Genomic DNA, 18,471 nt, shown 5'->3' on the forward strand with positions numbered 1-18,471 from the left:
ATCCTGACGCCGCGGTGCTGCTATAAAAAGCGCTGCTATAGCTATAAAAAAGGCGCGGACATAAAAAAACAGCCTGATGCGGACACCAGACTGTTGGAGATAGCGCCCTTCCTACCGATCTGCCGAAGTACAGCCCCTTTTCGACAGATCTGCAAGAACTACAGGGTTCGCTACCTGTACTCTGGATATCGTCCGAACCCGGGGCAGCTTTACCAACCTCTTACAGAAAAACATACTATGCGGGATAGATTGATCGACGAGCGACTCCGGCAGGCGCTCTCTCTCGAAGCGTTCCTGGCCCTCTGGGCCGCCAAACTGGCGATGCCGCTCAAGGGATTGGACAAGGACCAGCGCAAATATGTGTTTTATTCGCGCTACAACTGGGAACGGCAGCAGCGCACGATAGCGGCCTACCGCATGTCGGATTCGCTGGCGCGGGCGGTGGATGCGATCGAGGAGCGGCAGGACTGGGTCCTCATCACCGAAGACTGGTGCGTCGACTCGGCCTACGCGCTACCCGTCATCCAGGCGAGCGTCGCCCGCAACCCGTTGCTCTCGCTGCACATCCTGCCGCGCGACGCGAACCTGGACGTCATGGACCGCTACCTCACGAACGGCGCCCGGAGCATCCCGCGCCTCGTGGTCTTCGGCGAGGCCGGGCGCGAGTGCTTCATCTGGGGGCCGGCGCCCGACGCGCTCATCGAGGCCCGCAACGGCTGGAAAGCAGCCGGCGTGCCCGGGCCCGAGATCTCGCAACGCAAGGTCGACTGGTACGAGGCCCGAGGCTGGGACGCCATCGATGCCGCCCTCGCGTCCGCCATCGCGACCAGCGCCTGCGTCCAGGAGACGCTCTAAGCGCGCCGGACAGAAATCGCGATGAAGAGCAGGTATTTGCGTCGGGTGGATGACGCATTCGTTCGGTTGAATTTCTTACCTTCCCCGTGCCCGTAAGAAACTGCGGGGCCGGATGCTGATTTTTCAAACGATACGGGTGCGCCCGATCTGCAATAGAGAAACGATGGCCAAGACAGAGGAAACCTGGACGCCGAAACACGATCTCGCGCTGGTGTATCTGGCGCTCGCTCACGGAGCGGACAACGCGCTGTCCGATGAAGAACTGGAAACGATCATCGCCATGATCCGGGGCTGGGACGAAAGCCTCACCGAATCGGAAGCCCAGGAGATCGTGCTGGAGGCCATGGCCATCTACCTCCAGGAAAATGCGAGCGTCGAAGTGACGCGGACCATCCGCTCCCTGAAGGCCTCGCTCGACGAGGACGGCCGCAAGCATGCCCTCATGGATGTGGTGCGCATCGCCGAGGCCGACGGCGTCCTCCTCAGCAGCGAGAGCAGCATGATCTCTACCCTGGCGGATATCTGGGGGCTCCGGGAGACCGGCTCCCGCCTCCTGGCGCAGACCACGGCGACCATCGCCGAGGATCCCGCCTGGAGCCTGCTGCACGACATGGCGCTCGTCTGCATCGTTCTGGCCCATAGCACCGATAATGACCTCAGCGCCGCCGAAATCGAGGCCATCCAGGAGCGCCTCCGGTTCTGGCAGCCGGATATGAGCCGGGAAGCGCTGCTCGAAGTGGTCCGCGAGGCCCTCCGCGCCTATGGCGCCGGCCCGGACCACCAGACCCTCGGCGCCTCGATCCGCAGCATCCGCGACGCCCTGCCGCCCATCCAGCGCATCGCCTTCCTGGACGACCTCATGCACATCGCGCGCGCCGACGGGCACATCAACCCGAACGAGGAGGCCATGCTGCACGACCTCTCCAGGGGATGGGGCGTCGATATCCGCCTCGCCGGCAAACGCACGATGCCCGACTGAGCGCTCCGCTCAGCGGCCCGTGTCGGCGCCGGCGTAGGAGTCGAGCATGTTGAGGTAGCTGCGATACCGCGACGGGTGGATCTCGCCGGCATCGACGGCGTCCCGCACGGCGCATGCCGGCTCGTGGTCGTGCGTGCAGTTCGGGAAGTGGCACTCGTCGAGATACGGCCTGAATTCGACGAAGTAGTGGCTCAATTCGCCGGCTTCCACATCGTAAAGCCCGTACTCCCGGATGCCCGGCGTATCCACCACGTACCCGCCTTCGGGAAGCGGATGCAGCGACGGGAAGGTGGTCGTGTGGCGCCCCTTGTTGGTCCGCTCGCTGACGGCGCCCGTCGCCAACGCGAGTTCGGGCGCCAGGGCATTCAGCAGGGTGGACTTGCCCGCGCCGGAAGGCCCCGTCAGCACGTTGGTTTTGCCCGCCAGCGCCTCGCGCAGCGTTTCCATGCCCACGCCGCTCACGGCGCTGGTGCGGAGCACGGGGTAGCCGATGTCGGTGTAGATCGCCTCGAACGCATCGACCGCTTCTTCGTCTTCCGGGCGCAACAGGTCGATCTTGTTGAGCACGATGCCGGCCGGCAGATGGTGGTATTCCGCCATCACGAGGAAGCGATCCACGAAGCCGGGGTTGGGCGCCGGCATGCGCACCGCCTGGATCACCCACGCCGCGTCGATGTTGGCGGCCAGCACGTGTTCGATCCCCACGCGTCGACCGGCGGCCCGCCGGCTCAACCGGTTGCGGCGCGGATGGATCGCGGAGATGGACCCCGTCTGGTCCGGATTCATCTGGAGCGTCACCCGATCGCCCACGGCCAGCGGGTTCGTCGCCTCCTTGTCCGATAGCCGGAATTTGCCCCGCATGCGGGCCGGCACGATCGTGTCGTCGACGCGCACATCGTGCCAGCTGCCGGTGCTGCGGACCACGATGCCTTCCACAGTCTCCGCCGGCTCTTCGTCGCGACGCTTGCGGTCAGCTTCCATACGCATCCTTCCACTCTGTGCCGCGCGGCGCTGAAACATGCGGCGCATGCCTCTCGTCTACCTCGTGAGACGCAACGGCGGGAGCCGGCAAACCGGAAGCCGGGACCGTCCGAAGAACGGCCGCGGCAAACGCCCGTTTTCGTTTCAACCCGGTGAACAATGGGATATCGAGGCTATGATCAAGCATAAAGAAGCATACAACGAGGCGCGAAGCGCATTCGATGGCTTGAAGATTGAAGAACAGGCCATCTTTCTGGTAGAAGCTGCCGTCTCGATGCTGGCGCATGGCATCGAGCAAATCGGCGCCATGATGGCCCGTCAATTCGACGACGAGCCGACAGGCAGCGAGGAAAACGGAACGGCTGAGCCGGCGAAAAGTACCACGAAAACCGGCGGCGCCGCGAAAACAAAACGCACCGCCACCCCGCGCAAGTCGCGAGCCGCCAAGCCGAAGAGTGATTCATCGACCTGAGAAGCCACATGGATGACGAGCACAAACACGGGCCCATCATTCAATTTAACGACTTGAATTTTCTCGGGAAAGCCGTATTCCTGGGCGGCATCCTGACCCGGGCCGCCACGCAGGTCGTCGATTCCGCCATCCGGGCCACGGCCGACGTCGTCGTCGAAACGCGCAAGGCGTTTCAGCAGGGGCTGGACCCGAACGTCGAAGACGCCCACATCATCGAGGAAACGGACGAACGCCGGCGGAAATCGTAGCCGGCGTTCGCCCTTCGTTTCGTAGCTAAAAAACCGTTTCGGTCGTCCCCGACCACACCCGGGCTCAGGCGACTTCGGGGTGTTCCTGGACCACCGTACCGTGCCCGTTCGTCGTCTGCGGGGTGGGGTTCTGGCGCTCCTTCTCGGGCACGGCGTAGAACTTGTCCGCACGCGTCATCGGCGTCTTCTGCAGCACCTCGTTCAGGACGTCCTCCACGCGCTTCACGTAGACGATCTTGAGCCCCTTCAACACGACGGGTTCGATCTCCTCGATATCCTTCCGGTTTTTCTCGGGCAGCAGCACCTTCCTGATGCCGGCGCGTTTGGCCGCCAGCACCTTCTCCTTGATCCCGCCAACCGGCAGCACCAGGCCCCGGAGCGTGATTTCGCCGGTCATGGCGACGGAATGCTTGATCCGGCGCTGCGTATAGATCGACACGAGCGCGGAGAGCAGGGTGACGCCCGCCGAAGGGCCATCCTTCGGGATGGAGCCGGCGGGAATGTGCACGTGCACGTCCCAGTACCGGAATGCGTCGTACGGAATGCCCAGGTTGGCGGCCTGCGCCTTGACGTAGGAATGCGCGGCCTGCGCGGACTCCTTCATCACATCGCCCAGCTGTCCGGTCAGGATCAGCCGGCCCGTGCCGCGCGCGGCAGAGGCCTCGATAAAGAGAATGTCTCCGCCCACGGGCGTCCAGGCGAGTCCCGTCGCCACGCCCGGCACTTCCGTGCGCTGGGCGACCTCCGAGTAGTACTTGCGCGCGCCGAGGTACTCCTTGATGTCGGTTTCGTCGATGGCGGCCTTGTCGATGTCGCCCATCGCCACCTTGCGCGCGACGCCGCGGGCGATGCCGCCGATTTCGCGCTCGAGTTGCCGCACGCCTGACTCGCGCGTGTAGCCATCGATCAGTTCGGCGATTGCCTTGTCGGAGATCGTAAACTGCTTGGCCTTGAGGCCGTTTTGCTCGACCTGGCGCGGCACGAGGTAGCCCTTGGCGATGGCCAGCTTCTCCTGCTGCGTGTACCCGGTGATCTCGATCAGTTCCATGCGGTCCCGCAACGGGGCCGGAATCCGCTCGAGATAGTTCGCCGTCGCGATAAACAGCGTGCGGGAGAGGTCGTAGTCGAGCTCCAGATAATGGTCGTTGAACGTGTTGTTCTGCTCGGGATCGAGCACCTCGAGCAGCGCGCTCGACGGGTCGCCCCGAAAATCGGAGCCGAGTTTGTCGACCTCGTCCAGCATGATGACGGGGTTCGACGTGCCGGCGCGCTTCATCGACTTGATGATCCGGCCCGGCAATGCGCCGACGTACGTGCGGCGGTGGCCGCGAATCTCCGCTTCATCCCGCACGCCGCCGAGGCTCATCCGCACGAATTCGCGTCCGAGCGCCCGGGCGATGCTCTTCCCGAGGCTCGTTTTGCCGACGCCGGGAGGACCGTAAAAGCACAGAATGGGCGCTTTCATGTCGCCCTTCAGCTTCAGCACGGCGAGGTATTCCAGGATGCGCTTCTTCACCTTTTCGAGGCCGTAGTGGTCCTCGTTCAGGATTTTTTCGGCGCGGCGGATGTTGAGGTCATCCTCGGAATAATCCAGCCACGGCAGATCGAGAATCCAGTCGACATAGTTGCGCGACACCGCATAATCCGGCGAGGCGGGGTTCGTGCGGGACAGCTTGTCGAGTTCCTTGTTCAGGACCTCGCGCACCGGGTCGGGCAGCTTCTTGTTGCGCGCGCGGTCGCGCAGTTCCGAGACCTCGGCCTCACCGCCTTCCGACTCGCCCAGTTCCTCCTGGATCGTCTTGATCTGCTGGCGCAACAGGTACTCGCGCTGCTGCTTGTCGACATCCGTCTTGACCTTCGAGCGGATCTCTTCCGAGAGCTGCAGGACCTGCAGTTCGCGGTTGAGGTGCTGCATCACCAGTTCGGCGCGCTTGACGAGCGAAACGGTTTCGAGCAGCTGCTGTTTTTCATGGACGTCGATCTGCAGGTTCGACGCGATGAAATGGATCAGGAACGTCGGCGAGTCGATGTTCTGGATCGCCAGCGCGGCTTCGCTCGGCAGGTTCGGCGACAGGTTGACGATCTGGATGGCCAGCTCTTTCAGCGAGCGGATGCGGGCATCCAGTTCGATTTCGTCGGTGTCCGGGTCTTCCTGGATGGCCTCGATCTGGGCGCGAAAATACGGCTCGGTCTGCAGGTACGCTGTGGTCTTGAAACGCCGTTTGCCCTGGATCACGATCGATTTCGACCCGTCGGGCATCTTGATCAGCTTCAGGATCGCGGCGGCGGTGCCGTAACTGAACAGATCGTCCGGCTCCGGATCCTCGACATCGCTTCGTTTCTGCGCCACGACCCCGATGAGGGCGTCGTCGCCAAAGGCGTCCTTGACCAGGCGCAGGGAGGCGTCGCGGCCCACGGTAATCGGCAGCACGACGCCGGGAAACAGCACGGTATTGCGTAGTGCGAGGATGGGCAACGAATCCGGGAGCTCGAACGAGCTCATCGCCTTCTCTTCATCCGCCGTGGGGAGCGGGATGGCCTGTTCGGAATCGTCGTCGATCATCAATCGCATCATGGCATCAATCATAGTCCTCCTCAATAGCTCGCGCGCCAGGCGATGGATGTCCTGCGGCTCAGAGCGGGTCTGACAAAGTGTACGCCAGGGGGCGAAAAACAACGTACACGGGGCAAATTCCAAAAACCAGGCCAAAGGAGGGATACTGCCACTCTGTCGTATCGCCGGAGGAATCTACCCCAATTCGTTGATTACCCGCTGCAGGTTGTCAAGCTGAAACGGCTTGCCGACGATGGCGTCGATCGTGTCGTCGGGCTCCCCAATGTCGGTGTCGCCGGTGAGGAGTACAACCGGCATCGACGGGAAGCGATCCTTGATGCGCTGCGCGAGCTGCCGGCCGTTCATGCCGGCCATGCCGTGGTCGGTGATCACGAGATCGACTTTGTTGTCGCTCAGGTACGTGAGCGCCTCGTCGCCGGAGCCGGCCACCTCGATCGCATGGCCTTTGAGCCGCATCAGATTCCGCAGCATGTTGCGCACGGCGGGCTCGTCGTCCACCGCGAGGATACGCATCAGCTTGTTTTCGACGGCCGGCGCCTCCTGCACGATGGTCTTCACGGTCTCCGCCGCCGGCTTGTACGTGATGGTGAAGCTCGTCCCCTCGCCCAGCACCGTGTCGACCGCGATCGACGCATGGTGGTTCTCGATGATGCTGTAGGCGATTGCCAGCCCGATCCCCGTTCCCTGCTTGCCCTTGGTGGTGAAGAGCGGTTCGAAGATCCGCCGCTTCACCTGCTCGGTCATCCCGTGTCCGGTGTCGGTGATCCGGGTGATGACGCCTACCTTTTTGTCGTAGCGCGTCTGGAAATGCAGGGTGCCTCCCAGCGGCATGGCCTGCACGGCGTTCATGATGAGGTTGACGTACACCTCGCGCAGCTCTACCGTCGAACCGAGGATGCTCGGTACCGGCTGCAAGTCGAACTTGGTGTTGATCGTGATCCCGTGCCGGCGCGGCTCGTTATGCCAGTACGGACGCGTCATCGAGACGCACTCCTGGATCAGCTCCGGCAGGTCGACTTGTTCGGTGAGCGTCACGTTCTCGTTCCGGATGTAGCTGTTGGTGCTCTTGGTGATGACGGCGCCGTCGTGGGCCGCGCGCTGGATCGTCTTGAGCGTTTCGTACAGCTCCGGGCGGTCGGCAGGCATCAGGCCCGACTGTTCGAGGACCTCGAAATTGCCCTGGATGGCCGTGAGGACGTTGTTGAACTCGTGGACGAGGCCGAGCGTCATCCGGCCGATGTTCTCCAGCCGGTGCCGGCGTGTCTGGCTGAGGATGAACGTCCCCGGCTCGGCGAGCACCTCGCCGGTTACGGTGACGGCCAGCACGGTCGGCTCCGAGGATGCGTCCGACACGACCGGGATGAAATGCAGCAGCACGGGCACGGGCTGGTCGCGATTGGGGACCTGGACGAAGATCACCTGGTTCGTGACCAGGTTGCCGGCCGAGGCCTCGATCAGCGAGCGCTGCATCAGGCTCCGGTCTTCCTCGGACAGCTGCGACCAGGCTTCCTGTTCGTGCCCGAAAAGCGAGAGCCAGGCGGGGTTGCGCGAGCGGACCGCGCCGTCGGGTGAAAACGTGGCGACAACGAGTTCCGTTGCCAGGGGAAAGGCGGATTCTGCGGATTGGGACATAGACGTGAAATGCGAAACCAGAGAACATCCTGCCACCGGTTCTGGTTGATGAGCCAGACGAACCGATCGCGACGAGAACGGTAGATACGCCGACATGACGGTCGATGATCGACACGATTCGAGATGAGGGCGCTTCGGGGGACGCGGACCGGAAGTGCGTGGATACCGCGTGATTTCCCAGTCACACTAGCAACGGGAGGCATTGTTTCAGCATGTGGCACGACAATATTCTGGGCACCGTAGGCAACACGCCCCTGGTCCGTTTGAACCGCGTGGCGGCCGGCGTACCCTGCACCGTATTGGCCAAACTGGAATACTTCAATCCGGGCGCGTCGGTCAAGGACCGGATCGGTATCGCCATGGTCGAACGCGCCGAGCGCGAGGGGCTGCTGAAGCCGGGCGGGACGATCATCGAGGGCACCAGCGGCAACACCGGCGCCGGCCTCGCCCTGGCGGCCATCGCCCGTGGTTACCGCTGTATTTTTACGACGACCGACAAGCAGAGCCAGGAAAAAATCGACGTGCTCCAGGCGCTCGACGCGGAGGTGATCGTGTGCCCGACAAACGTCGAGCCGGACGATCCCCGCTCGTATTATTCCGTCGCGCGCCGGCTCGCCGCCGAGATCCCCAACTCGGTCTACCTGAACCAGTATGACAACCCCGCCAATGCGGAGGCGCACTACGCCACCACGGGGCCCGAGCTGTGGGAGCAGACGGAAGGACGCATCACCCACTACATCGCGAGCGCCGGCACCGGAGGCACCATCTCGGGGACCGCGCGCTACCTGAAAGAGCAAAACCCGGATATCTCGGTGATCGGCGTCGATCCCTACGGATCGGTGTACTACAAGTACTTTTTCACCCGGGAATTCGACAAGAATGAAATTTACCCCTACCTCACCGAAGGGGTGGGCGAAGATATCCTGGCGAAGAACATGGACTTCGACCTGATCGACGACTACGTCCGCGTGACGGACAAGGAGTCGATGCAGATGACCCGCCGGCTGGCGCGGGAGGAAGGGATGTTCGTGGGCCAATCGTGCGGCATGGCCGTCGCCGGCGCGCTCCAGTGGTGCCAGACGAATCGCGAGACCCTGAGCCCGGACGACGTCATCGTGGTCGTCCTGCCGGATTCGGGCTTCCGCTACCTGTCGAAGACGTACAACGACAAATGGATGCGCAACAACGGCTTCCTCGAGCGACCGAATCACCTGACGGTCGAAGAGGTGGTGTCGCTGCGCCGCCGACGGAAGAGCATCGTCCAGGTCCAGGCCGGCGAAACCCTCGGCGACGCCATCGCAGTGATGACCGAACATGGAATCAGTCAGATCCCGGTGATGGAAGGAGATAAGGTGGTCGGGAGCCTCACCGAAAAAGGCATCCTGAAACGATTGATCGAGGCGCCGGCAGCGCGCAACGAACGCGTTCGGGAAGCCATGAGCGATCCGTTTCCGATCGTGCCGAGTTCGTTGCACCTCGAGCACCTCTCGGCGTATCTGGAAGAAGACATGGGCGCCGTGCTCGTCGAACGCGCCGACGGCACCTACGACATTATCACGAAAAGCGATCTGATCAGTGCCCTGGCCAACACCGGGCGCAGCAACCAGGAATCGAAGGGGAAATCCAATGAATGATGTAAACGATGCGCAGTCGCATGTCCAACTCAATATCGAACTGGGCGAAGACGTAGCGGAAGGGGAGTATGCGAATCTCGTGATGATCGCGCATTCGAGCGAGGAGTTTATCCTCGATTTTATCCGCGTCGTTCCCGGTGTCACGAAAGCCAAGGTGAAGAATCGGATCATCATTACGCCGCCCCACGCCAAACGGCTCCTCGCCGCCCTGGCCGACAACATCAAGCGCTACGAGGCGGCGCACGGCGTCATCCCCGCGCCGGCTCCGGGCGGTCAGCCCGTTCAATTCGGCGGGCCGAGCGGCGAGGCCTGATGCGCCGGCCTATTTGCGCGCCCGGAAGATGAAAAACAGCCCGAGCAGCGCGAAGAGGACATGCGGCAGCCAGGCGGCCATGGTAGGCGATAGCTCGCCCGTGTATCCGAAGGGCTCCACCAGTTTCATGGTGGCCAGGTAAAAGAAGGCGATGAGCAGGCCGAGGCCGATCTGAACGGCCTGGCCGCCTCGCCGGCGGACCGATGCGAGCGGCATCCCAATCAACACGACGATGAGGTTGGCGAGCGGGTACGCAAACTTGCTCTGATAGCCCACCAGCGTCCGCCCCGTATTGTTGGCCCCGGAGCGCCGGAGCGCGTCGATGTAGTTTCGCGCGTCCGGGATGGTCATCGACTCCACCTCGCGCTCCGTCCGGGCGAGGTCGCGGGGGTAAATGGTCAACGTCGTGTCGAGGTCCTCGATCTTGCGGTACTGCGTCATGCCTTCCGGGCTGAAGGATCGCTCCGTGATATCGTGCAGACGCCAGATGCCGAGGCTGTCGACCCACGCCATCCGCTTCGCATCCAGCCGCGCCCGGAGGTGCCGGTCGTCGCTGAAATGCTGGATGGAGACCTTGTGCGCCACCTGCGCCACGCGGTCGTAAAACCCGACGGACACCATGCTTTCGGGGCTGTTTTGCCGGTGGATGTCGCTCGGGTCCAGCTGCTGCTGCTTGTTCTTGAGGTACTTCTGCTCAAACTCGATCACGGTCTGATTGGTCTTGGGTACGATCCATCCATTGAACCAGAACATGAAGCCGCTGATGAAGACGGCCACTACGAGATAGGGAAGCAGCAGGCGGTACAGCGAGACGCCGCTCGTCTGCAGGGCGGCGAGTTGGAGTTGCTGGGATAACTTGCCCGTGAGGTAGACGCACGAGAGGAAGACGGCGAGCGGGCTGGTCAGCCGGACGATGTCCGGAATGAAGTTGGGGTAGTATTCCAGGAAGACCTGGCTCATGCTCGCCCCGCGGTCGAAAAAGTCGTCCACAAATTCGACATAATGGAGGACGACGAAAAACACGATGAGGCACCCGATCAGAAAAACGGTCCCCATCAGGAAGCGGCGCATGATATGGAAATCGATCGTCGTCATCGAACAGGGTAGCCGGCTGCGTACGGGAGGTGCGGTTGGCGCGCCGGCGCAATTTCGTATGCGGTTACGTATGCGGCCAAAAACTATGGCAAAAATTAAAGCAGGAATCGCAATGCGGAGTAAACTTAACGACGGACCTTCGGTTCAATAGGGCCTTAATAGGCGCCCATTCCGGCTCAAACGGGCTGCAGTCCCGGCGGCGCCATCACGCGATATATATTCCTTGACGCCAGTAGACGCATGAAATTACACGAATATCAGGCAAAAGACGTCCTCGAACGCTACGGCGTGTCCGTTCAACCGGGCATCGTGGCCTACTCGGTCGAAGAAGCCGTGGCCGCCGCAGAAAAAATGAAGGCGGAGCGCGGCATCGACCTGTTTGTGGTGAAGGCCCAGATCCACGCCGGCGGGCGCGGCAAGGGCGGTGGCGTGAAGCTGGCGCGGGGTGTTGCGGAAGTGCGCGAAAAGGCGTCGGCCATCCTGGGCATGATGCTCAAGACGCACCAGACCGGCCCCGAAGGGCAGAAGGTGCGCGCGATCCTCATCGCGGAAGCCTCCGATATCGCCAAGGAATTCTACCTCGGCATCACGCTCGATCGCCAGCGCAACCAGAATGTCGTCATGGCGTCCACCGAAGGCGGTGTGGAAATCGAGACCGTGGCCGAAGAGAGCCCGGAAAAGATCCTCAAGGTATGGATCGATCCGCTGACCGGCATGCAGCCCTTCCATGCGCGCCGGCTCGCCTACAGCCTGGGCTTCGAGGGCGAGGCGCTCAAGCAGGCGGTCAAGTTTATCCTCGCGCTGTACAAGGCGTACGAGGAAACCGATTCGTCGATCGCCGAGATCAATCCGCTCGTGCTGACGGAGCAGGGCGACGTGATCGCCGTCGACGCCAAGATCAATATCGACGACAATGCGCTCTACATGCACAAGGACATCGCCGAACTGCGCGACGTGCATGAAGAGGCGCCGCTGGAAGTCGAAGCCAGCGAGCACGGCCTCAACTATATCAAGCTCGACGGCAACGTGGGCTGCATGGTCAACGGAGCCGGCCTCGCGATGGCCACGATGGACATCATCAAACTCGCCGGCGGCGAACCGGCCAACTTCCTGGACGTCGGGGGCGGCGCCAGCGCCAAGACGGTCGAAGCCGGCTTCCGCATCATCCTGAAGGACCCGAACGTCAAGGCCATCCTCGTCAACATCTTCGGGGGCATCGTACGCTGCGACCGCGTCGCGAACGGCGTGGTCGAGGCGGCCCGCAAGGTCGATATCCACGTGCCGCTCATCGTCCGCCTGCAGGGTACGAATGCGGCCGAAGGGCAGCAGATTTTGAAGGAAAGCGGCCTGAAGGTCGAGACGGCCATCCTGCTGAAGGAGGCCGCCGAGAAAGTGACGCGCGCGCTCGCGGCCTGATCGCCTCGCGATGACGGCAACCGGAAAGCACGTTCCCGCTACCGCCGGCTCGGTCGAGTTGGAGGCGATCGTCAAGCGCTTCGGCGAGACGGTCGCGGTGAACGGTATCTCGCTATCGATCGCGGCCGGCGAGTTCGTGTCGCTCCTTGGCCCGAGCGGTTGCGGCAAGACGACGCTTCTCCGCGCGGTGGCGGGATTCGGCCACCCCGACGAAGGACGCATCCGGATCGGGGGCGACGATGTGACGTTCACCGCCCCGCAGGAACGCCCCACCGGGATGGTGTTCCAGAGTTATGCGCTCTTTCCGTCGATGACCGTCGGCGAAAACGTAGCCTACGGGCTGCAGGTGCGCAAACTCGACAAGCTGCATGTCCAGACGCGCGTACGGGAGGCGCTCGCCCGGGTCAATCTCTCCGGCTACGAGCAGCGCCCTGTGACCCAGCTCTCAGGCGGTCAGCAGCAGCGCGTCGCGCTCGCCCGGGCGCTGGCCGTGCGGCCGCTGGTGCTGCTTTTCGATGAGCCGCTCTCGAATCTGGATGTGGCGCTGCGCGAAAAAACACGGTCGGAGCTGAAGGAATTGCAGAGCGAGTTGGGGACGACGAGCCTCTACGTGACGCACGACCAGCAGGAAGCACTGGCGCTGTCCGACCGGATTGCCGTGATGAATGCCGGCCGGCTCGTGCAGGTAGGCCAGCCGGAAACGCTCTACCGCGAGCCGGCGACCGCGTTTGTCGCGCGCTTCCTGGGGGGCAGCAACATCGTCGACCATCCCCAGCTCATGACGGCCTTCGCCGAGTCTCCCAGGCCGGGAGCCGACCAGGTACTTGCGGTTCGCCCCGAGAATCTGCACTTTGCCTCGACCGGCATCGAAGCGCGTGTCATATCGCGCCAGTTTCTGGGCACCTACGTGGAATACTGGCTCGAAGCGGACGGACAGCGGTTCCGCATGTGGGCGGACCCTTCGGTTTCGGCGCCGGCGCCAAACGTCACGGTCGCGGCCCGTAATGCGCGCTGGGTGGCGGACGATACTGGCGTATGATGCCGGCCACCATTCCACCAGACTCCCTTGCCATGCTCGCCCCGTACAGCACACTCAGTAAAGACATCGCCGATCTGCAAATCCGTCGCGGCCTGGATGGCCTCACACCGGCGCGCATCGTCACGCTGTTTCGCCGGGGACCGCTGCAGCGCGAGGTCACCGATCCGGCCGCAATCTGGAAGTCGTACGAAAACTCGACGCTCGTGCTCACGGCCTGGCTCAACGGGCAGCTGGTCGGCCTGGCCCGCGTGCTGACGGACGGCGAACTGTTCAGCTTCCTGTGCGACCTGGTGGTCGAGCCGGACGTGCAGCGTATCGGCGTGGGCAAGGCGATGGTGCAGGCCGTGGTCGAGGCGTGCAAAGGGACCGAGCTGATGCTGCGCGACGCCGAAATCTCCGCCGGATTTTACCAGCACCTCGGCTTTACGCGGGTAACAAATGGCTGGGCGCGTATGTGTCGTTGAGCAGCAGTACGACGCGCGCATTCAATTCCTCGCGATGCACATCCTCCACCACGTTGATGCGATCGACGATGGCCTCCAGCCCGGGAATGCGTGCCGTGAGTTTGATGACGTGTTCGTGATCCATCGCGCGGTAGAGGGTACCGTAGATCGTCACGATCCGGCGCTTTACATAAAAACGAAGCGCCTCAGCCTGGGTGTGCTCCATGTCGCTCTCGAAGAGTTCGGCGAGGAAGCCGGCGATCTGGCGATCGGTGAGCGACCGATGGAAGAGGAGGGTGAAGTAACGGGCGAGTCGGGCAAACAAGGGGCGAGCAGAGGTCATGGATTCGGCTCCAATCTATGATACGTGACCTTGAGGAGGGCGTCAGCGCGGAATAATCGATCTATCTGTGAACGTAGCGCTGCACCGGGGGAAATCGCAGCATCTACGGGTCAGTGATCCCGGCATCGAACGGAATGCCGCGAACTTCTGTAGATGTACGATTTATTTGAGAGTTCGGGCTACGCCGGCACGACCAGTTTTCTGGTACTCCGGGAGTAGCACGGGCGAAACAGCAGGAAGGAATGAGGGCTGCGGGTAGTCTAACCGGATTCTAATTAATGTTGGAGATGCGTCGGGCGGAGGGTACGAAAGGGACTGGTGCCCATGCGCCGGAGGCTCATCGTCGTGCGGGTAAAAACGACTACGCCAACAAATGGCATTCCAAAAAGACGCGGCCCGGCATGAAAGGAAGGCACGCAGCGCGAGCCGGCGGATGCGCTGCGATCAGTTCAGCAATCCGTCGAATCGGCCGCTCACATCCGATCTCGGCTGACGGATACGGAGGAAATCCTTGAGCTGGCCGCTCTTGACCTGCAGATTGAACCCGAACGACTGGTACCGGCCGAAGGGGACCCAGCTCAGGGACATTTGCCAGCACTCGAAATCCCGGAAGAAACTGATATTGGTCGTTACGGCCTCCTTGCGCTCGAAGTCGTACCCGGTGCGCCCCTGCACTTTCCAGTTGGGCGTCAGGCTGAAATCGAACCGGGCATTGAGCGTGATGTTGCGCGTCAGGTTCGAGGTCTGCTTCTGGATACCGTAGGTGAAGTCCATCGAGAGCGTCCACGGGATGTTGAAGTCGACATAGTCGCCCGTGGGGTTCAGGATGCTGGCGCCGATGCGGGATGCGGGGTTGCCGGCAAATCCGCCCCGGTCGCCGGCCATGGTCGCGCGGCTGGTCTCGAGCGGCCGGCCGGGCTTGCCCGTCTTGCTGCGAAACGAGGTGTTGGCCGTCATGGACAGACTGGTCAGGCGCGCGAGTTTGAGCCGCTTCGGGTCGAAGATGAACTCGTCGACGACACGCGTGCCCTCCGCATTGAGGCGATACGGAGAGTAGGTGGCGCGCGCGTTCAGGTTGAGGTTGTTGTTCAGCAGACTCGTCCGCCCGCTGATCCCGATGTTCGACATCTTCAGCGAGTCGGCCGCGAAGTTGTAGCTGGCGGTGCCGTCCAGGTTGAAGAGCTTGACGACCTTGCTGCGGTCCGCTCCCGTCGAATCGATCGTCACCTGCTTCGCTTCGAACGTGTTGCCGAGCGAGAAGGAAAGCGCCTGCTGCAAACCCTGCTGGACGCCGTTCACGATGCCGTATTCGATCTCGTTGTCGTTCTGGTCGAGGTAGGACCGGGTATATCCCCAGAAATCGGCGCCGAAATCCGGGCGGTAGGTGAAAGACAGTGTCGGGCGGACGGTGTGGCGGACGCCGCTGAACGCGCCGACGTGCAGGGGGAAAAGCCCGTAAATGGTCGTGTTGGCGGAGATGCCGGACGAGAACTGGCGCAGCGCGAAAAAGCCCGGCTGGGCGGCGGTGACCAGGCGCTGCGTCGAGTCGGGCTGGAGTTCGAACCCGCGGCGCTGCGTGCTGATGTACCAGTCCTCGGTATAGTTGAAGTTGGGGGTCAGGTTGAGGCTGAACTTGCTCGACGAGAAGGTCGCTGAAATCGGGATGCGGTTGCTGGCCTTGAAGTCGAAGGGCTCATCCTGGCCGGTGGCGCGCTGGTATTTGTCGATATCGAACAGGGCGTCGATCCAGGTGATATCGAGGGCCGAGGTGTCGCCGGCGGCCAGCAGCTGCTGGTCCGATCGCGGACGGAAGTCGAAGCTGTTGTCCAGCGAGAAGTTGTAGGTGTACGTGATCTTTTCGTACCACTGCTCCCGGGTCCCCGGCGCCCGGCGTTCGCTGGCGAACGGCTTCCGCGAGTTCTGCGAGAAGGTGAGCGAGGGCAGGCGCAGGTTGGCGGCGTCGGTGTCGAGCACCTGGCGCTGCGAGAGGCTCAGGTTGAGCGACCGCCCGGTCGAGGCCCATCGCTTGGTGAAGCGCATGCTCGACGAGATCGTTTGCGACACGCGGTCGTCGTATTGCTCGGAGATGGTGCGCAGGTAGCCGGCGGTCGTCAGGTTGATGTCGCCATTGAGCGACGTCGACGGGTTGATGGTCTGATTGTGGCTCCACCGAAAGGAGCTGCTGTTACGAACCGCGAAGCCGGGGTCGTTCTTCTCGCCGTTGCGTTGCCGGGCGAAGTCCAGCTGCAACTGGCCGCTGTACCGGTACCTCCGGTTGTAGCGGAACAGCGAACTGCCCTGCCAGCTTCCGCTCGTCCACAGCCCGCCGCGAAGCTGGAGGTCCATGTAGTCGCTCAGCACGAAATACCAGCCGAGGTCCCTCAGGTAAAATCCAAGCTCGTCCTCACCATAGGTGGGGGCGAGGAGCCCACTTCGCCGCGAGTTCTGGGCCGGCAGGAATCCGAACGGCAGCCAGACGGGCGTGGGGATGTTGAAGAGAAACAACTGGATGGGCCCGGTGAAGATCTTGGTCTGATCGACGACCTTCATCTTCCTGGATCGCAGGGAATAGGAAGGATCTTCCGTGCACTCACACGTGGTGTAGAGTCCGTTGCGGATATAGGCCGTGCTGTCCTCGGTCAGCTTGACGACGCCGCCCCGGATGTGGCCGTCGTCGTAGACGGTTTCGGCGTTGGCGACGCGCCCCCGCTCGGTCCGCATGTTGAAGGCCATCTGGTCTCCCTGGAACGTCTCCTCGCCGGACTTGAACTGCGGCCGGCCGACCATGCCGGTGTCCGATGGGGTGCCGTGCGCCCGCATTTCGTCGAGGTCGAACAGGATTTCGATCGTTCCGGCATCGAGCTGGACATCGCCGTAGGTGACGGCGGCGCTTCCATAGAGCACGCCCCGATCGCCGCCTTTTTCGCCGAAAAAGAGGACCAGCGAGTCGGCTTTGGTTTCGACGGTGTTCTTCAGATCGCCGGCGTCCGCCGACTGGGCATGGGCGCGACGCGGCGCGACCGCCCACAGGGAGAGGAGCGCGAAGAGGAGAAAGACGTTTCGGCGCCGCAGCACGTCGGCAGGCCAGCCCGCACGGCGACGTCCGTCAGGAAGACGTCTTGCGGTGTTCGTCGTGATACTCGAACACGAGATGCGCTGCGCCGAGCATGCCGACTTCATTGCCGAGGTGTTCTCTGATGATTTCCAATCCATCCCGCAGGCCCGGCATCACAAAACGTACCATGGATTCATACGCCGGCTTCAGGATATAATCGCCGGCTGCGGACACGCCGCCGCCCACAATCACTTTACGGATGTCGAGCAGATTTATTGCCGAGCCGAGCACGCATCCCAGCTTGTGCCCCGCCCAGGCCAGCACGGCCTGCACATCGGTGTCGCCTGCGACAGCGGCCTCGTGCAGCATTTTGGGCGTTATCTTCTCCAGGTCACCGCCGGTCATGCGATGGATCGTGCTGTCCGGCCGGTTGAGCAACTGGTACCGCGCGTGTCGCGACAGGAATCGCTGCCCGAGATACGCCTCGATGGCGCCGGCGACGCCGGAACGATCGAAGGGGCCTTCGTAATCGATCGTCATATGACCGATTTCGCCGGCTCCGCCCGTGGCGCCCCGGAAAATGGTATTCTGATAGATGATGGCGCCGCCAACGCCGGTGCCGAGCGTGACGAGAATGAACGAATCGAACGGCAGCCCGGCGCCGTAATGCGCCGACCCGAGTCCCGCTACATTCGCGTCGTTTTCGACGATCACCGGAAAGTCCGTTCCGAGCCGGCTCTGCAGCGCGGTCTGAAGGTTGATGACGTCCCAGCCGGGCAGGTTGGGCGCGCGGCTCACCGATGTGCGCGCCCAGTTTACGGCACCGGGGGCGCCGATGCCGATACCGCTGATGGCATCCGGCGAGGCCGCCGCGGAGAGCCGGCGCACCAGATCGGCGATGCGGTCGATGACCGGCTCCGGGCCTTCCTCGGCGCGTGTATCGACAGAAACGAGTTCACGGATGCCCTGACCGCGCTCCACGAGCGCGGCCTTGATCATCGTGCCGCCCAGATCAATGCCAACAGCGAACGTATTCATGTACACCGCGTGGGAAGCGTCTATTCGGTTTCCTTGATGCGATACACCGTTTCGCCGGGGCGGCGCATGCCGTACTCTTCGCGCGCGATCTGTTCGACGATTTCGTCGGTCAGTCCGGCCTCGATGGCCGAACTGACCGAGTCGATCTCTACCTGCAAACGCGCGTTTTCTTCCACCAGGGCGCGATACTCCATCTGCCACCGTGCCCGGCGGAGCAGGCTGTGGCTATCGAAGAACGTCACCCAGATCAGCACGAACGACACGCCGGCGATGACGGCGTTGCGGCGCGACCTGGGGGTTTCGAACGTCGAGGCGAGGAGCGATCGCAGAGCGGTGAAGGGACGCATGACAGA

The 18,471-nt window shown here is 62.8% G+C and carries 17 protein-coding genes; 9 read left to right on the forward strand and 8 right to left on the reverse strand.

The window, feature by feature from the left end; translation table 11 throughout:
• The first annotated feature begins 237 nt into the window (after positions 1-237).
• Both R2834_08310 and R2834_08315 read left to right on the forward strand, forming a co-directional pair.
• Positions 238-855 (forward strand): thioredoxin family protein, encoded by a 618-nt coding sequence (locus tag R2834_08310; GenBank protein ID MEZ4700317.1) that lies wholly within the window; start codon positions 238-240, stop codon positions 853-855.
• Positions 856-1,018: 163 nt separating this feature from the next.
• The gene (locus tag R2834_08315) at positions 1,019-1,834 is read left to right on the forward strand and encodes a TerB family tellurite resistance protein (GenBank protein ID MEZ4700318.1); all 816 of its coding nucleotides are present in this window, start codon (positions 1,019-1,021) and stop codon (positions 1,832-1,834) included.
• Between the two features lie 9 nt (positions 1,835-1,843).
• Here R2834_08315 and rsgA read toward each other — a convergent pair whose 3' ends face one another.
• Entirely contained in the window at positions 1,844-2,815 is a 972-nt protein-coding gene (gene rsgA / locus R2834_08320; GenBank protein MEZ4700319.1) for a ribosome small subunit-dependent GTPase A, read from the reverse strand.
• 46 nt (positions 2,816-2,861) lie between these two features.
• Between rsgA and R2834_08325 the strand changes: the two genes are divergently transcribed.
• Positions 2,862-3,287: a hypothetical protein gene (locus R2834_08325; protein MEZ4700320.1), complete on the forward strand. Its 426-nt coding sequence runs from the start codon at positions 2,862-2,864 to the stop codon at positions 3,285-3,287.
• Between the two features lie 8 nt (positions 3,288-3,295).
• Positions 3,296-3,535, forward strand: coding sequence for a hypothetical protein (locus R2834_08330; protein MEZ4700321.1), 240 nt, complete (start codon positions 3,296-3,298; stop codon positions 3,533-3,535).
• A gap of 64 nt (positions 3,536-3,599) precedes the next feature.
• Here the strand turns inward: R2834_08330 and lon are convergent, their stop codons facing one another.
• Complete coding sequence (gene lon, locus R2834_08335; protein ID MEZ4700322.1) at positions 3,600-6,110, reverse strand: endopeptidase La; 2,511 nt, start codon at positions 6,108-6,110, stop codon at positions 3,600-3,602.
• Between the two features lie 174 nt (positions 6,111-6,284).
• Positions 6,285-7,742 (reverse strand): response regulator, encoded by a 1,458-nt coding sequence (locus tag R2834_08340; GenBank protein ID MEZ4700323.1) that lies wholly within the window; start codon positions 7,740-7,742, stop codon positions 6,285-6,287.
• A gap of 212 nt (positions 7,743-7,954) precedes the next feature.
• On the opposite strand from R2834_08340, the gene R2834_08345 reads away from it, so the two are divergent.
• Positions 7,955-9,376, forward strand: coding sequence for a cystathionine beta-synthase (locus tag R2834_08345; GenBank protein ID MEZ4700324.1), 1,422 nt, complete (start codon positions 7,955-7,957; stop codon positions 9,374-9,376).
• Complete coding sequence (locus R2834_08350) at positions 9,369-9,689, forward strand: DUF3467 domain-containing protein (protein MEZ4700325.1); 321 nt, start codon at positions 9,369-9,371, stop codon at positions 9,687-9,689. The genes R2834_08345 and R2834_08350 overlap by 8 nt, the downstream gene beginning before the upstream one ends.
• A gap of 9 nt (positions 9,690-9,698) precedes the next feature.
• Here R2834_08350 and R2834_08355 read toward each other — a convergent pair whose 3' ends face one another.
• Complete coding sequence (locus R2834_08355; protein MEZ4700326.1) at positions 9,699-10,784, reverse strand: LptF/LptG family permease; 1,086 nt, start codon at positions 10,782-10,784, stop codon at positions 9,699-9,701.
• Between the two features lie 240 nt (positions 10,785-11,024).
• On the opposite strand from R2834_08355, the gene sucC reads away from it, so the two are divergent.
• From sucC to R2834_08370, 3 genes are read left to right on the forward strand one after another with little or no spacing between them, the layout of a single operon-like run.
• Complete coding sequence (sucC, locus tag R2834_08360) at positions 11,025-12,200, forward strand: ADP-forming succinate--CoA ligase subunit beta (GenBank protein MEZ4700327.1); 1,176 nt, start codon at positions 11,025-11,027, stop codon at positions 12,198-12,200.
• A gap of 10 nt (positions 12,201-12,210) precedes the next feature.
• Entirely contained in the window at positions 12,211-13,239 is a 1,029-nt protein-coding gene (locus R2834_08365) for an ABC transporter ATP-binding protein (protein MEZ4700328.1), read from the forward strand.
• A gap of 32 nt (positions 13,240-13,271) precedes the next feature.
• A complete protein-coding gene (locus R2834_08370; protein ID MEZ4700329.1) occupies positions 13,272-13,703 on the forward strand; it encodes a GNAT family N-acetyltransferase in 432 nt (143 codons plus the stop codon).
• Here R2834_08370 and R2834_08375 read toward each other — a convergent pair.
• The 4 genes from R2834_08375 to R2834_08390 form a co-directional block, all read right to left on the reverse strand.
• Entirely contained in the window at positions 13,663-14,025 is a 363-nt protein-coding gene (locus R2834_08375; protein MEZ4700330.1) for a hypothetical protein, read from the reverse strand. The two genes, R2834_08370 and R2834_08375, sit on opposite strands and share 41 nt — an antisense overlap.
• Positions 14,026-14,469: 444 nt before the next feature.
• The gene (locus R2834_08380) at positions 14,470-17,100 is read right to left on the reverse strand and encodes a putative LPS assembly protein LptD (protein ID MEZ4700331.1); all 2,631 of its coding nucleotides are present in this window, start codon (positions 17,098-17,100) and stop codon (positions 14,470-14,472) included.
• A gap of 31 nt (positions 17,101-17,131) precedes the next feature.
• Positions 17,132-18,118 carry an ROK family protein gene (locus tag R2834_08385; GenBank protein ID MEZ4700332.1) on the reverse strand — a complete coding sequence of 329 codons (987 nt, stop codon included), beginning with the start codon at positions 18,116-18,118 and terminating at the stop codon, positions 17,132-17,134.
• Between the two features lie 20 nt (positions 18,119-18,138).
• Positions 18,139-18,465 carry a septum formation initiator family protein gene (locus tag R2834_08390; protein ID MEZ4700333.1) on the reverse strand — a complete coding sequence of 109 codons (327 nt, stop codon included), beginning with the start codon at positions 18,463-18,465 and terminating at the stop codon, positions 18,139-18,141.
• Positions 18,466-18,471: the final 6 nt, after the last annotated feature.

The organism is Rhodothermales bacterium, assembly GCA_041391505.1.
GTDB lineage: Bacteria > Bacteroidota > Rhodothermia > Rhodothermales > JAHQVL01 > JAWKNW01.

Coding starts and splice junctions, on each gene's coding strand:
- R2834_08310 (MEZ4700317.1), top strand. CDS start 238: ATGCGGGATAGATTGATCGACGAGCGACTCCGGCAGGCGCTCTCTCTC.
- R2834_08315 (MEZ4700318.1), top strand. CDS start 1,019: ATGGCCAAGACAGAGGAAACCTGGACGCCGAAACACGATCTCGCGCTG.
- rsgA (MEZ4700319.1), bottom strand. CDS start 2,815: ATGGAAGCTGACCGCAAGCGTCGCGACGAAGAGCCGGCGGAGACTGTG.
- R2834_08325 (MEZ4700320.1), top strand. CDS start 2,862: ATGCCTCTCGTCTACCTCGTGAGACGCAACGGCGGGAGCCGGCAAACC.
- R2834_08330 (MEZ4700321.1), top strand. CDS start 3,296: ATGGATGACGAGCACAAACACGGGCCCATCATTCAATTTAACGACTTG.
- lon (MEZ4700322.1), bottom strand. CDS start 6,110: ATGATGCGATTGATGATCGACGACGATTCCGAACAGGCCATCCCGCTC.
- R2834_08340 (MEZ4700323.1), bottom strand. CDS start 7,742: ATGTCCCAATCCGCAGAATCCGCCTTTCCCCTGGCAACGGAACTCGTT.
- R2834_08345 (MEZ4700324.1), top strand. CDS start 7,955: ATGTGGCACGACAATATTCTGGGCACCGTAGGCAACACGCCCCTGGTC.
- R2834_08350 (MEZ4700325.1), top strand. CDS start 9,369: ATGAATGATGTAAACGATGCGCAGTCGCATGTCCAACTCAATATCGAA.
- R2834_08355 (MEZ4700326.1), bottom strand. CDS start 10,784: ATGACGACGATCGATTTCCATATCATGCGCCGCTTCCTGATGGGGACC.
- sucC (MEZ4700327.1), top strand. CDS start 11,025: ATGAAATTACACGAATATCAGGCAAAAGACGTCCTCGAACGCTACGGC.
- R2834_08365 (MEZ4700328.1), top strand. CDS start 12,211: ATGACGGCAACCGGAAAGCACGTTCCCGCTACCGCCGGCTCGGTCGAG.
- R2834_08370 (MEZ4700329.1), top strand. CDS start 13,272: ATGCTCGCCCCGTACAGCACACTCAGTAAAGACATCGCCGATCTGCAA.
- R2834_08375 (MEZ4700330.1), bottom strand. CDS start 14,025: ATGACCTCTGCTCGCCCCTTGTTTGCCCGACTCGCCCGTTACTTCACC.
- R2834_08385 (MEZ4700332.1), bottom strand. CDS start 18,118: ATGAATACGTTCGCTGTTGGCATTGATCTGGGCGGCACGATGATCAAG.
- R2834_08390 (MEZ4700333.1), bottom strand. CDS start 18,465: ATGCGTCCCTTCACCGCTCTGCGATCGCTCCTCGCCTCGACGTTCGAA.